Genomic DNA, 13132 nt, shown 5'->3' with positions numbered 1-13132 from the left:
CAACATAATGTTGGCTTTTGAAAAAGGGTCTACATCAGCCTTATTTTGGTGTACGAAGCACCATCAGTTTTAACTCTGTCATATCTTCAATGGCATAACGGATACCTTCACGGCCCAAGCCACTGTCTTTCACACCGCCATAGGGCATATGGTCGACACGCCAAGATGGCACGTCACCGATGATCACGCCGCCCACTTCCAACTCTTCCCAAGCTTTGTGGGCTTTATAGATGTCTTTGGTGAAAATACCGGCTTGCAGTCCAAACTCAGAATTATTGACTTCTTTTAGAGCCTCATCGAAATCGCTAAATTTTGAAATGATCGCGACCGGGCCAAATGCTTCTTCGTTATTCACTGTCATGGCAGCGGTCACGTTTTCCAATAACGTAGCTTCCAACATAGCGCCATTACGTTGCCCACCAGCCAAGACAGTCGCACCTGCTTGACGGGCTTCTTCTACCCAGCCATGAAGACGTTCGGCTTCTTTTAACGAAATCATTGGGCCGATAAACGTATCTTCGTTCGATGGATCGCCCATAACGAGATTTTTAACCGCGTCGGAGAGCATGGCTTTGGCTTGATCGTAAAGCGAGTCGTGGATTAAGATTCGCTGCACACTGACGCAGCTTTGACCAGATTGGTAGTAAGCGCCAAAGACGATACGTTGAACGGCATCGTCCAAATCGGTTCCTTCATCGACGATGCAGGCAGCATTGCCACCCAGCTCCAAGACAACCGGTTTTTTACCTGCTTTCTTTTTGAGATCCCAGCCTACATCTGGCGAGCCTGTGAAACTCAACAGTTTCAGACGCTCGTCTGTGGTGAATAAATCGGCGCCATCACGACGACACGGTAGGATCGAGAACGCACCTTCAGGCAGTTCTGTCTCCGCTAAAATCTCGGCAATGATTAAGGCACTGATCGGCGTTAAAGACGCGGGCTTTAAGATAAACGTACAACCGGCTGCAATCGCAGGCGCAATCTTGTGTGCCGCTAAGTTTAAAGGAAAGTTAAACGGAGAAATAAACGAACACGGTCCAATCGGGAAGCGTTTCCATTGACCTTGATAGCCTTCGGCACGTGCTGAAATATCCATCGGAATCACTTCGCCGTAAATCCGCGTGGCTTCTTCAGCGGCGATTTGGAATGTATCGATCAAACGTGTCACCTCACCGCGCGAATCTTTGATCGGTTTGCCTGCTTCCTGACATAAAGCGATGGCCAGCTCTTCGGCGCGTTCTTTAAAGCGGCGCACGCAATGGTTCAGAATGGCTTGGCGTTTGTAAGCGGGAAGCGCTTTCATGGCGGCTTGTGCTTGGTCTGCCGCGGCAATCGCTTGATCAATGTGATCCGCAGTTGCTAAGGCCACGGTAGCAATCAGATCATCGGAATACTTATTACGTACTTCCAAATCTTCGTTGTCATAAACGGGCTTGCTGGCTAAATAAAATGGATAGTGTTTTTTCAGCATCGTGATCTCTCTTTAGTGATTGTTAATTAACGCATCAATTGCCACTTGGGCGCAGTCGATATCTTGTGCTTCACTGCCACCGGAAACGCCGATGGCGCCGACGGTAATGGTCTCTAGGCGAATAGGGAGCCCTCCGCCTAAGTAGGTGAAGTTAGGCTCATTTTGCAGCGCAAACAGAATCTTCTCTTTGTTCATCAGTGTGCTTTGCCAAGACTGGGTCGGCTTGCCAAATGACACGGCGGTGTATGCTTTTTTCTCGGCGATGCCGGTAGAAAGAAGCGGGGACTGGTTCATGCGCAGACTGACTAAAGGGATGCCGGACGCATCGACAATACAGATGCTGATATGAATGCCTAGACTCGTCGCATGGGCCATTGCTGTCGCTCCAATTTGAACGGCAGCCGCGGTGGTTAGGTTGTGTTGATTAATGGTTGTTTCAATCATGAGCTTACTCTAATGGAAAACTGGCTTGTCAATGTTCACGAAATACCTCAAAGTGTATTTTACTTAACATGTTAAGTAAATGTGTGAGGCATATTTTTAGGGCAATTTACGCACATTGCTCTTTTGACTTAGGCCAGAGAACTAGTCTTTCCGGTGTTCATTTCTGAACTCTGTAGGCGTTGATTGCGTGTTTTTATAAAAAAACCGCGAGAAGTAAGACGGGTCCATAAAACCTAAGGTGTACGAAATTTCAGTAAGGTTCATATTGGTGTGCGACAACAGTCGCTTCGCTTCTAAAATGACACGCCCATTGATGATTTTTTTGGGGCTGGTATCGGCAATTTTATTACAGATGTAATTTAGACGGCTCTCATTAATCTTTAACTGATCGCAGTAAAACGTGATACGGCGCTCATCGACGAAGTGTGTTTCGACTAAGCGGCTGAATGTACGGAAGCTGAGAATTTCTGCTTGGTTGTTTTGGTAGCGTGGGTGTTGGGAGCCAGACAGGCGTAATAGGTGGATGATAAGCAGCTGAAGGATGGACTCTATTGCTTCACTGTGAAGTTTGCTTTGCCCAATCCATTCGTATTTCAGCAGGTCAAAAATCTGCTCGATCTTACGCCACGCTGCTTGCGTGGTATGACGCTCTTCAATGACGATGGGCAGATAAAAGATATTATTAAATGCCTGCAAGCGATCGGTAATACTTGCTAACACCGAAGCGTGCATGGTTAGCACGAAGCCTGGGGCATTAGGCTCTGTCCAAAATGCGTGAGGCGTCGAGGACGGCGTAAAGAATAAGGCATTGCCTTGGGTTTCGTAGGTGTTCTGGTCAATGTTGAAGAAGGTTTTACCCGCTTGAACAAGGTGGATTTGACAGTATTCCGCATGCAGGTGCATGGGCATATCCCGTCCAAAAAAGTCCGCAAGTTTGCCAAGTTTGTCGAAATGAACGGTTTCGTCCTTGTATTTCGAATCGTAATCTTGGCCAAGGTCGATATTTGGAATCCACTCTTTGGTCATAGGATGCTCAATTTTTTATTGTTATCGTGGGGCAATTATAAAGCCAAAAAAAAGCCCAGTATACTGGGCAAAAAAAGGGTGAAAAATAGATTACATGTCTAACATTAACTCGGAATAATGTTGGGCAACCACCCTTAATACACAGAGGCTGGGCCTTCCGTATTTTGATTCTCCGCGTCAGGTTTAAACGCTTGAACCAATTGTTTAGTGCTGTTCATTAGTAGGCCCGTATCGCTGCCCACAGCAACAAACAATGCGCCGCAATCTAGGTAACGACGTGCTTGCACTTGGTCGGCCATGAGCACTCCCGGCGCTTTGCCGGCAGCGACAATTTTGGCAATGCTGGCTTCGATCACTTTCACCACTTCAGGGTGATTAGGTTGACCGATATAGCCTAACGACGCGCTCAAATCCGCAGGGCCGATGAAGACACCGTCAACCCCATCGACTGCTAGGATATTGTCCAGTTCTTCAACCGCTTTTGTCGATTCGATCTGAACCAGCACACAAATTTCATCGTTCGCCGTGGTTAGGTAATTCGGCGTACGATTGAATTGTGAGGCGCGTGCTAACGCACTGCCAACGCCGCGCACACCGTGCGGAGGGTAACGCGTTCCACGCACGATTTGTTGTGCTTGTTCAGCGTTATCAACCATCGGGGCTAAGATGGTTTGCACACCCAAATCTAAGATTTGTTTCAGTGCCACATCGTCTGCCCAAGCAGGGCGCACAATAGGATGCGTATTAAAAGGTGCCAACGCTTGTAGCTGCCCCAATATGGTTTGCAGGGTATTTGGCGCATGTTCACCGTCAATTAAAAGCCAATCAAAACCCGCCGAACCGATCAGTTCTGCGGTGTAATGGTTAGCAAGGCCCAGCCAAAGTCCAATTTGAGGTTCTTTATTAGCAAGGGCCTGCTTAAATGTGTTTTTGGGTGCTGTCATGGTTCGTCACCTTTATTTGAAGTAACAAGATACAGAGCCAAGCGGACCATAATCCACGCTGAACGTGTCGCCTTTACGTGCTGCAACTGGGCGGGTAAACGAGCCACCAAGTATGATTTGCCCCGCTTCAAGTTCGACATCGAAAGGTGCTAATTTATTGGCTAACCAAACGATACCGTTTGCGGGGTGGTTCAGTACGCCTGCGGCGACACCGGTTTCTTCGATGACGCCATTGCGTTGCATGATCGCAGATACCCAACGTAAGTCGACTTCGTCCACTTTGATTGGACGCCCACCTAAGATGATGGCCGCGTTCGCCGCGTTATCCGAAATCGTATCAAATACCTTACGTGGTCGACCGCTATCAGGATCAATGGACTGACTGCGTGCATCGATCAGCTCCAATGCTGGAACAACGTAGCCGGTTGCATCATAGACGTCGAAAATTGTCACGTTAGGGCCTTTCAGTGGCTTTTTCAAAATGAACGCTAATTCCACTTCGATACGAGGCACAATAAAATCTTCAGTGTTGATCTCGCAACCATCGTGGTACAGCATATCGTCCAAAAGCGTACCGTAATCAGGCTCGTCAATCTGAGAACTCATTTGCATAGCACGCGATGTCAGGCCAATTTTATGACCGATGATTTTACGACCTTCTTGCAATTTCATATCGACCCACTCACGTTGAATGGCGTACGCGTCATCGATCGTGATGTCAGGGTTATCTAATGAGATCTGGCGGATTTGGGTGCGTGACTTTTCTGCTTCATTTAGGCGCTGTGCGCAGGACGTAATAATGTCTTTCGATAGCATAATCGGCTCCTAGTGTAAGCTGGCTAAGTAGTCAGTCTCAGAAATTATCGTATTGGTCAGGGTGCCAACACCTTCTACTTCGGTGGTAATCACATCACCCGGTTTTACATCGGCAAGACCTTCTGGGGTGCCAGTGAAAATCATGTCGCCAGGACTCAGAGTCATGATCTCGCTTAAGTAAGAAATTAAGTGAGGGATATCAAAAACAAGATCCTTAGTGTTGCCCTCTTGCTTAAGTTCACCATTGATATAGGTGCGCAGTGTCAAGTTATGAGGTTCTTGGATCTGCTCTGCATCAATGATGTAAGGGCCAATCGGTGTACATGTATCGCGGCTCTTAACACGAAGGTTAGGGCGGTAGTAGTTTTCTAGGTAATCGCGAATTGCATAGTCATTGCCGACGGTGTAGCCGCCAACGTATTGCATAGCGTCTTCTTTTGACACGTTTTTCGCTTCTTTACCGATCACTACGACCAGTTCACATTCATAATGCATGTAGTCGACATTGTCAGGACGATATGTGTTTTGTTCATGGCCAATCAGGGTATTGGCATTTTTTAAGAACACTAGTGGCTCTTCTGGCGCTTTGAAAGACAGCTCTGCCGCGTGATCGGCGTAGTTGATCGCCAACACGAACATTTTGCCTTCACATGGCGGCATCCATTTGAAAGAGCCGTTGGCAAGCACATCGCCTGAAGCCGTCACAGCTTCGTTGTTGTCATTTACGGTGACGTTTAGGATTTCGTCGTTAACTAGTACGCGAGCGTGTTTCATGGTCGGTCTCACTCTTTCTCAACTGGGTTCGCTAAACGGCCAACGGCCTCCACATCAATCATCACAATATCGCCATCTTTAATAGCCAAAGACTGGTCGCGTAATGGCGTACCGGCAATGATCAAATCGCCGGGCTCTAACGTCATAAAACTGGAGATATAACTCACTACTTTCTCAACGCTGTGCACTAAGCGGTTTGTGCTTGTTTCATGAACGAGCGTGTCGTTAACAAAGGTTTTAATCGCTAGATCGTTCGGCGAAGAGACAAGTGATTTGTCAATGACCCATGGGCCAATAGGACAAAACGTATCACGACATTTTGCTTTCACAGCCGGGCGGTAAAAAGACGTTTCTGCAAGCGATACTTCGTTTACGACCGTATAGCCTTTGATAAAATTAAGGGCATCCGCTTCACTCACGCGTGTGGCTCGTTCGCCAATAACAATACCCAAAGCTGGACCCGCGTATACGTCGCCCTTATCGATCGGGACTTTAATTGTTTGACCATGACCGATGTGTGTATTGTCTGTCTTGATGTGCAATACCGGTGTTTTCGGCGGGTTCACGTATGGCTTAGCGTCAAATTCAGGCGCTAAAGAATCCACAAGGTCTTTATTATTGAGCGCCACGCCAATGACAGCGCCATTGGTTGCTGGCAGTAACGGATCTGCCAGCTCAACAGCAAATGTTGCTTCTGACGTTTTTGAAACGGCTTGGCCTGATTCTTGTTGTCGGTAGGTATACATAGCCCAATCACCAAATGTAGTTAACATGTTAAGTATATTGACGTAAATTATCTCAAGCTGTCAACAGTCGTGCTAATTAATTAAGAAACTTTCTGAAGAGTTCGCCTTGAGTGTGAATATTGAGTTTTCGATAAATGTTTTTGCGATGGTTTTTGATGGTTCCCTCAGAAACGTAGCATAACTGCGCAATACTCGAAGAAGGATGGCCTTGTAGAATATAGCTAACGATTTCTTTTTCACGTTTGGTGAGACCAAACAGGCTCATTTGATGATTGCTGTCGTGATGTTCAGATTTTAATTCAGAGCAATGAGAAGACTCAATAATCTGACTGGTTAGAGATTCATGTTTTCGGATTGCAGACTTGATGGCGTGAAGGTAAGGGCGCAGTTCATGATTCAGCTCATTCATCGGCATATCGTGGGCGGTATACGCCAAGCAGATAGTGCGTTCATCATTCAGGCTGACGATGAAGTTCGATTCATTGGTCCAGCCAGTCATATGATAAAAGCGATCGTAATACGTTGAACTATGAAAGTCATGACGAATGATGCTGTCCAGTGTCACCAGCTCGTTACGATTATCTTTATTAATAACGTCGTAAAAAGGATCGAGTAGATAGGCCGACTCACAATAGATTCGATCGAACTCTGGCTCACTGTACCCTCCTAAAAAAGCAGGTTTGGAAGATTTCGGGTAACTAATGATTTTAAATTTAGAAACCGTTGGAACCTGTTTGAAACTGCGTTCGACTTCGTGATAGAAGTCACTTTGACCGATTGTACTAATCAGATCAGGTAGCGTCTGATACAAAGAACCTGCCATCATGTTTTCGCTCCTATTTTTATTAGTTATTTACACTCTACTGCATTATAGGCATCAAATCCCAATAAAACTGCGGCTCATTAATTCTTATTAGAAAGTGCAATTCTATAGTGCATTCATATCAAGAAGTGCGATTAGTTGGTGCGACAGATCTTGACAGAATTACCAAGCAGTATTAATTTACTTAACATGTTAACGAAATGGAAGTCCCATTTTTAACTTCCATGCCGAATAGTTTTGTCTACAGGAGATGAGCAGTAATGATAAAAAACTTAATCAATGGTCAGTGGGTAGAGAGTGAAAAAACCTTTCAGACAGTGAACCCAGCGACGGGTGAAGTCTTGGCTGAAGTCGCTCATGCTTCTGATGAGCAAGTGGCGGCAGCGGTACAAGCAGCGAAAGATGCGTTTCCTGCTTGGGCGGCCATGCCAATCGCAAAACGCTCTAAAATTATTGAGAAGCTTGGCGACCTGATTGCTGAGAACGTTGAAGAAATAGCCCGTCTTGAAACCGCTGATACGGGCCTACCGCTTTACCAAACGTTGAATGCCTTGATTCCACGCTCCTCAAATAACTTTTACTTCTTCGCTGAAAAAGCGAAGCAAATGAATGGTCACACTTACCCAGTTGATGACCAAATGTTGAACTACACCTTGTACCAACCAACGGGTGTGTGTGCGTTGATTTCGCCATGGAACGTGCCGTTCATGACAGGTACGTGGAAAACAGCGCCTGCGTTAGCACTCGGTAACACTGTGGTTATGAAACAGTCTGAATTGTCACCTCTGACGACAGACTTTTTAGGTCGCTTATCCATCGAAGCGGGTGTTCCGCCAGGCGTGTTCAACATCGTACATGGCTTTGGTTCGACAACCGGTAATGCCATCATCACCAATGATGATGTAGATGCGATCTCCTTCACAGGAGGTACATCGACCGGCAAACACATCATTGCCAATGCTGGTCTGAAGAAGTTTTCTATGGAGCTGGGTGGTAAATCACCGGTCATGATCTTTGAAGACTGTGACTACGAGCGCGCTATGGACGCTGCGGTATTCGGCATTTTCTCGATCAATGGCGAGCGCTGTACAGCAGGTTCTCGTATCTTCGTACAAAAAGGTATTTACGATAAATTCGCGGCAGAATTTGCAGAGCGTGCCAGCAAAATCAAAGTCGGCGATCCAACAGATCTTGATACCAAAGTGGGTTCATTAATCAGTCAGCAGCATTTCGATAAAGTTACTGGCTACATTCGTATCGGTATTGAAGAGGGGGCCACTCTGATTGCTGGCGGTCCTGATAAGCCTGTGGATGAGCTACCTGATCATCTGAAAGGCGGCCATTTTGTCCGTCCTACGGTATTCCGTGATGTGACCAATGACATGCGTATCGCTCAAGAAGAAATCTTTGGGCCTGTAGCTGTATTGATTCCGTTTGAAGACGAAGCGGATGTGGTGGCCATGGCGAATGACAACGAATACGGCTTAGCGTCTTACCTATGGACACAAGATGTGAGCAAGGTTCATCGCATTGCTCAGAAAGTCGATGCAGGCATGATGTTTGTGAACTCGCAAAACGTTCGTGATCTTCGCACACCATTTGGTGGGAAAAAAGCGTCTGGTACCGGTCGTGAAGGTGGTGATTACAGCTTCGAAGTGTTCTGTGAACCGAAGAATGTCTGTATCAGCATGGGCTCACACCATATTCCAAAATGGGGTGTGTAAAACACGTTTGTCATCGTAAAGAAGCTGGGCCACGCCTAGCTTCTTTCTCGTTTTTACTGGAGTAGATATGCCGCACTTTGTTGTCGAGTATTCAGAAAATTTAGAAGACAAACTGGATTTTCAACCACTGTTTAAAGCACTTCATGAATACGTTGTCGGAACTGGTCACTTTCCAATCGGGGGTGTCAGAAGCCGAGCGATTCGAGTGGATCACTACCGCGTCGCCGATGGCCGTGAGGACTTTGCGTTATTGAACCTAAATTTAAAGATTGGTCATGGTCGTAGTATGGAGATTAAGCGTGAAGTTGCACAAAACGTGTTTTCGATTTTGAGCGACTGGATGGAACCTGTCACAAATGAGCATTACGTCCAAATTTCGTTTGAACTGACAGAGCTTGATCCGGAACTGAAATACAACAAGAACAATATTCACCCTCTATTTAAGTAAGACAGATAGAACGCGATTGTAATAATTATAAAAGAGGAAATCGTCATGCAGAACACTATCAAATTCACCCTGTTAGGTGCAGCGCTTGTTACCAGCACCTTTATATCGGCACAAACTATACGTGTAGCAAGCTGGTTACCACCAACCAATCCGATGAATAAAGACGTTATCCCTGCATGGGGGAAAGCGATCAGCGAAGCAACCGATGGTCGAGTCGATGTTGAGATTCTTTATGGACTGGGACATCCGAAAACCATGTGGAACCTAGTTGAAGATGGCATTGTAGAAGCCAGCTACAGCTACCATGGCTACGTCCCAGGCCGTTTCGAATTGCCACAAATAGTTGAGCAACCCGGTCTAAATGTGAATGCTGAAGCCGCGTCTTATGCGCTTTGGAATACTTATCAAGAGTACTTCAAAGACTCAGGTGAGTTTGATGGTTTGAAACTGTTGGCGTTATTTACTCATGGTCCTGGTCAAATTCACTCTAATTTTGAAATCAATAATGTAGCGGATCTTGAAAACAAAAAGATTCGTATTGGTGGCGGTGTGCAAAGCATTATTGCCGAAGAGTTTCATGTAACACCGGTCGGTGCACCAGCGCCAAAAGTCTATGAAATGATGCAGCAAGGTGTGATTGATGGGGCGTTTTTACCCGCGGTAGAACAACGCGTTTTACGTCTAGCCGAAGTCACCGATTATTTAACGTTGTTACCTCATGGAATGTACATGGGGAGTTTCTCTATGTTTATGGACCCTTACTTTTTTGAAGATCTATCAGCAGAAGATCAGGCGGCTATTAATGCTATTTCAGGTGCTGAACTGTCTGTTTTAGCAGGTAAAGCTTGGGATGAGAGTGATGCTTCAGGTATTGAAATCGCCCAAGAGGCTGGTGTGAGCGTTAAAAAGCTGACCGGTGACGATATGTTGTCAAAAGCCTTTGATGAGCGTCTAAAAAGTGTGCCGCAACATTGGATTGATAGCGTAGGCGCTAAAGGCTATAACGGTCAAGAAGCGTTAGATCATCTTCGCAAGTTGGCACAAGAATACAGTGAAAGCCACGGAGCATAATTATGTTGCTAAGTCGTTTAGTCGATAAGCATCATGGAGGATTTGGGTTAGCCAAGTGGCTAACCTTTCCACTGGAAGTGGTGTCCTCTGTTGTGCTCATGGCGCTGATGTTACTCACCTGTGGCGATGTTATTGGTCGTTATCTATTTAACAACTCGATTAATGGCACCACGGAACTCACAGAATTGGCCTTAGGGGTCATTATTTTCTGTCAAATTCCTGTGATCACCATTGCTGCGTCACATGTTGTTGTCGATATTTTGGACAGTTTTCTACCGGCTATTTTTATTCGATTATCGGGTGTGATTTCCAATGTCGCAGTGGGGTTCGGCTTTTTCTTTTTAGCGCAAAGAATTTGGCAAATGGCGGAGCGTTCGTTGCGACGTGGTGTGGTCACCGAGTTTTTAGGTATTCCTGTTGCGTATTTTGTGCAGTTCATCAGTGTCATGATGTGCGTTTCAGCGGTTATTTTAATCATTGTGGCTGTTCGCAACCTACTACAAAAAGCCAAGGGAGTAAGTGCTCATGATTGAATCCTTTATCGGCTTTTTGATTCTATTAAGTCTTATTCTAGTTTTTCGTGTTCCGATTGGCTTTGCCATGGGCGCAGTCGGCATTGTGGGCTTTGCTTATCTTCAAGGTCTGACATTCGATAATGTGCTGGATTTTAGTTGGCGTGGCCCCGTTTCGTTGGCCTCGAATCGTATCATCGACACGGCGCAAGAATATGGCTTGTCGGTGATTCCGTTGTTTATCTTGATGGGTAACTTTGTCACCAAAGCGAACCTTTCGGGAGACTTGTACCGAGCATCGCATGCGTTTTTAGGTCATCGTAAAGGCGGTTTATCGATGGCGACAATTGTTGCGTGTGGTGGCTTCTCTGCTATTTGTGGCTCTAGTTTGGCAACGTCTGCCACCATGGCGAAAGTCGCCATGCCGCCGATGCAAAAATACGGTTACAGCAACAGTCTTGCCAGTGCCTCTATTGCTGCTGGATCGACTCTTGGCATTCTGATTCCCCCCAGTGTGATTTTGCTGATGTACGGATTATTGACCGAAACCAGTATTCGTGAACTGTTCGCGGCAGGCTTTATTCCGGGAATATTAGGCATAGGGCTGTATTTGCTGGCGACACGCTATGTGGTGTGGCGTAATCCCGAAGCAGGCCCTGCTTGTGAATCGATGCCTTGGCCTGAACGACTGATCGCTCTGAAAAATGTTTGGAGTGTGCTGGCCTTATTTGGTGTGGTTATGGGCGGGATTTATTTAGGTGTGTTCACACCTTCAGAAGCGGCGGGCGTTGGCGCAGGGGGGGCGTTTATCATTGCTCTATTACGCAAATCGCTGAACCTCGATGCTTTATTTCATGCCTTGATTGATACGGGGCGTACCACCGCCATGCTGTTTACGGTATTGATCGGTGCTTTGATTTTCTCAGACTTCATCACATTTGCAGGGTTGCCTGCGGAGCTGCTGGCTTTCGTGCAGAGTTTTGATGTATCGCCGATGGGCATTATGCTGATTATCGTTGCCATTTATTTGGTGCTGGGCATGGTGTTTGAAAGTTTGTCGATGATTCTACTGACCGTACCGATCTTTTATCCATTGGTTCAAAGTTTAGGTTTTGATCTTGTTTGGTTCGGCGTACTGGTTGTAGTGGTCACAGAAATCAGTTTGATTACCCCGCCAGTGGGGATGAATGTGTTTGTGCTGAGTGCGGTGCTGGATGACGTTAAAGCGGGCACGATTTTTAAAGGTATCGTACCTTTCTGGTGTGCAGATATGATCCGCTTAGCGTTGATTCTATTTGTCAGCTCAATCGCTTTGTTTTTACCAGAGATGTTATACAGATAATTAATCTATCGGAGTTTTACTATGGGCAAGCTAGCATTGGCTGCAAAAATTACTCACGTACCATCTATGTATCTTTCAGAACTGGATGGTCCTAAGAAAGGATTTCGACAAGCGGCCATTGATGGTCATCATGAAATTTCGCGTCGTTGTCGTGAATTGGGTGTGGATACGATTGTTGTATTTGATACGCATTGGCTGGTGAACGCGGGCTATCACATTAACTGTGCACCACATTGGGAAGGGGTATACACCAGTAATGAGCTGCCGCACTTCATCAATAATATGCCATATAGTCTGGATGGTAACCCTGAGTTGGGGCGTATTATTGCAGAAGTGTGTAACGAGCAGGGTGTTGAAACCATGGCGCATGATGCGACAACCCTAGCACCAGAATACGGTGCGCTTGTACCGATGCGCTACATGAACGAAGATCAACATTTTAAGTGTATTTCGGTATCAGCTTTGTTGACAGTTCATTATCTAAATGACTCTGCGCGTTTGGGTTGGGCAATTCGTGAAGCGATTGAAAAACACTACGATGGAACAGTTGCGATTCTTGCGAGTGGTTCATTGTCTCACCGTTTTGCACAGAATGGTCAAGCGCCAGATTTCTCAGACAAAGTGTGGAGTCCATTCTTAGAAGACCTTGATCACCGTGTTGTGCAAATGTGGGAAAACGCAGAATGGGCAAAATTCTGTGGCATGTTGCCTGAATACGCGGCTAAAGGACACGGCGAGGGCTTTATGCATGATACCGCGATGCTGTTGGGTGCATTGGGCTGGTCTGATTATGATCAGAAAGTCGAAGTGGTTACCCCGTATTTTGGTAGCTCAGGCACAGGCCAAATTAATGCTATTTTCCCAGTTTCCCCGCAAACGGGAGACGCGGTACCCGGTCCAGAAGCTTCACGTGAATCGGGAGAATTTGTATACGGTCAGAGCCGTCTATAATTCCTTGTCATGTTAAACAAGCCTCTATTGATGCGACCAA

Annotated in this window: 14 protein-coding genes; 6 read left to right on the top strand and 8 right to left on the bottom strand. The window is 46.2% G+C overall.

Features of this window, described 5'->3' with window-relative positions:
* Positions 1 to 40 precede the first annotated feature (40 nt).
* The 8 genes from AYW76_RS06930 to AYW76_RS06895 form a co-directional block, all read right to left on the bottom strand.
* Entirely contained in the window at positions 41 to 1471 is a 1431-nt protein-coding gene (locus tag AYW76_RS06930; protein ID WP_067217646.1) for an aldehyde dehydrogenase family protein, read from the bottom strand.
* A gap of 12 nt (positions 1472 to 1483) precedes the next feature.
* Entirely contained in the window at positions 1484 to 1915 is a 432-nt protein-coding gene (locus tag AYW76_RS06925) for a GlcG/HbpS family heme-binding protein (RefSeq protein ID WP_082866145.1), read from the bottom strand.
* Between the two features lie 141 nt (positions 1916 to 2056).
* Entirely contained in the window at positions 2057 to 2941 is an 885-nt protein-coding gene (locus tag AYW76_RS06920) for a helix-turn-helix domain-containing protein (protein ID WP_067217642.1), read from the bottom strand.
* A gap of 134 nt (positions 2942 to 3075) precedes the next feature.
* Positions 3076 to 3885 (bottom strand): 4-hydroxy-2-oxoheptanedioate aldolase, encoded by an 810-nt coding sequence (gene hpaI, locus AYW76_RS06915; RefSeq protein ID WP_067217638.1) that lies wholly within the window; start codon positions 3883 to 3885, stop codon positions 3076 to 3078.
* Positions 3886 to 3897: 12 nt separating this feature from the next.
* Positions 3898 to 4701, bottom strand: a complete 804-nt coding sequence (gene hpaH / locus AYW76_RS06910; protein WP_067217634.1) for a 2-oxo-hept-4-ene-1,7-dioate hydratase — start codon at positions 4699 to 4701, stop codon at positions 3898 to 3900.
* 9 nt (positions 4702 to 4710) lie between these two features.
* Positions 4711 to 5475: a fumarylacetoacetate hydrolase family protein gene (locus AYW76_RS06905; protein ID WP_067217631.1), complete on the bottom strand. Its 765-nt coding sequence runs from the start codon at positions 5473 to 5475 to the stop codon at positions 4711 to 4713.
* An 8-nt stretch (positions 5476 to 5483) separates the two neighbouring features.
* A complete protein-coding gene (locus tag AYW76_RS06900) occupies positions 5484 to 6221 on the bottom strand; it encodes a fumarylacetoacetate hydrolase family protein (RefSeq protein ID WP_082866144.1) in 738 nt (245 codons plus the stop codon).
* Positions 6222 to 6297: 76 nt separating this feature from the next.
* The gene (locus AYW76_RS06895; protein ID WP_067217627.1) at positions 6298 to 7047 is read right to left on the bottom strand and encodes a helix-turn-helix transcriptional regulator; all 750 of its coding nucleotides are present in this window, start codon (positions 7045 to 7047) and stop codon (positions 6298 to 6300) included.
* A 257-nt stretch (positions 7048 to 7304) separates the two neighbouring features.
* Between AYW76_RS06895 and hpaE the strand changes: the two genes are divergently transcribed.
* The 6 genes from hpaE to hpaD all read left to right on the top strand — a co-directional run bounded on the left by hpaE (position 7305) and on the right by hpaD (position 13092).
* The gene (gene hpaE, locus AYW76_RS06890; RefSeq protein WP_067217623.1) at positions 7305 to 8768 is read left to right on the top strand and encodes a 5-carboxymethyl-2-hydroxymuconate semialdehyde dehydrogenase; all 1464 of its coding nucleotides are present in this window, start codon (positions 7305 to 7307) and stop codon (positions 8766 to 8768) included.
* 67 nt (positions 8769 to 8835) lie between these two features.
* Positions 8836 to 9216 (top strand): 5-carboxymethyl-2-hydroxymuconate Delta-isomerase, encoded by a 381-nt coding sequence (locus AYW76_RS06885; protein WP_067217618.1) that lies wholly within the window; start codon positions 8836 to 8838, stop codon positions 9214 to 9216.
* A gap of 45 nt (positions 9217 to 9261) precedes the next feature.
* Positions 9262 to 10287 (top strand): TRAP transporter substrate-binding protein, encoded by a 1026-nt coding sequence (locus AYW76_RS06880; RefSeq protein ID WP_067217615.1) that lies wholly within the window; start codon positions 9262 to 9264, stop codon positions 10285 to 10287.
* A gap of 2 nt (positions 10288 to 10289) precedes the next feature.
* On the top strand, positions 10290 to 10820 hold the full coding sequence (locus tag AYW76_RS06875; protein WP_067217611.1) for a TRAP transporter small permease: 531 nt from the start codon (positions 10290 to 10292) through the stop codon (positions 10818 to 10820).
* Positions 10813 to 12141 (top strand): TRAP transporter large permease, encoded by a 1329-nt coding sequence (locus AYW76_RS06870; RefSeq protein ID WP_067217607.1) that lies wholly within the window; start codon positions 10813 to 10815, stop codon positions 12139 to 12141. The genes AYW76_RS06875 and AYW76_RS06870 overlap by 8 nt, the downstream gene beginning before the upstream one ends.
* Positions 12142 to 12162: 21 nt before the next feature.
* Entirely contained in the window at positions 12163 to 13092 is a 930-nt protein-coding gene (gene hpaD, locus AYW76_RS06865) for a 3,4-dihydroxyphenylacetate 2,3-dioxygenase (RefSeq protein ID WP_067217603.1), read from the top strand.
* Positions 13093 to 13132 lie beyond the last annotated feature (40 nt).

The sequence above is a fragment of the Marinomonas gallaica genome, assembly GCF_001639745.1.
In the GTDB taxonomy this organism is placed as follows: Bacteria; Pseudomonadota; Gammaproteobacteria; order Pseudomonadales; family Marinomonadaceae; genus Marinomonas; species Marinomonas gallaica.
Note: the sequence above shows the minus strand (reverse complement) of the source record. Positions and strands in the feature narration are given on the sequence as shown.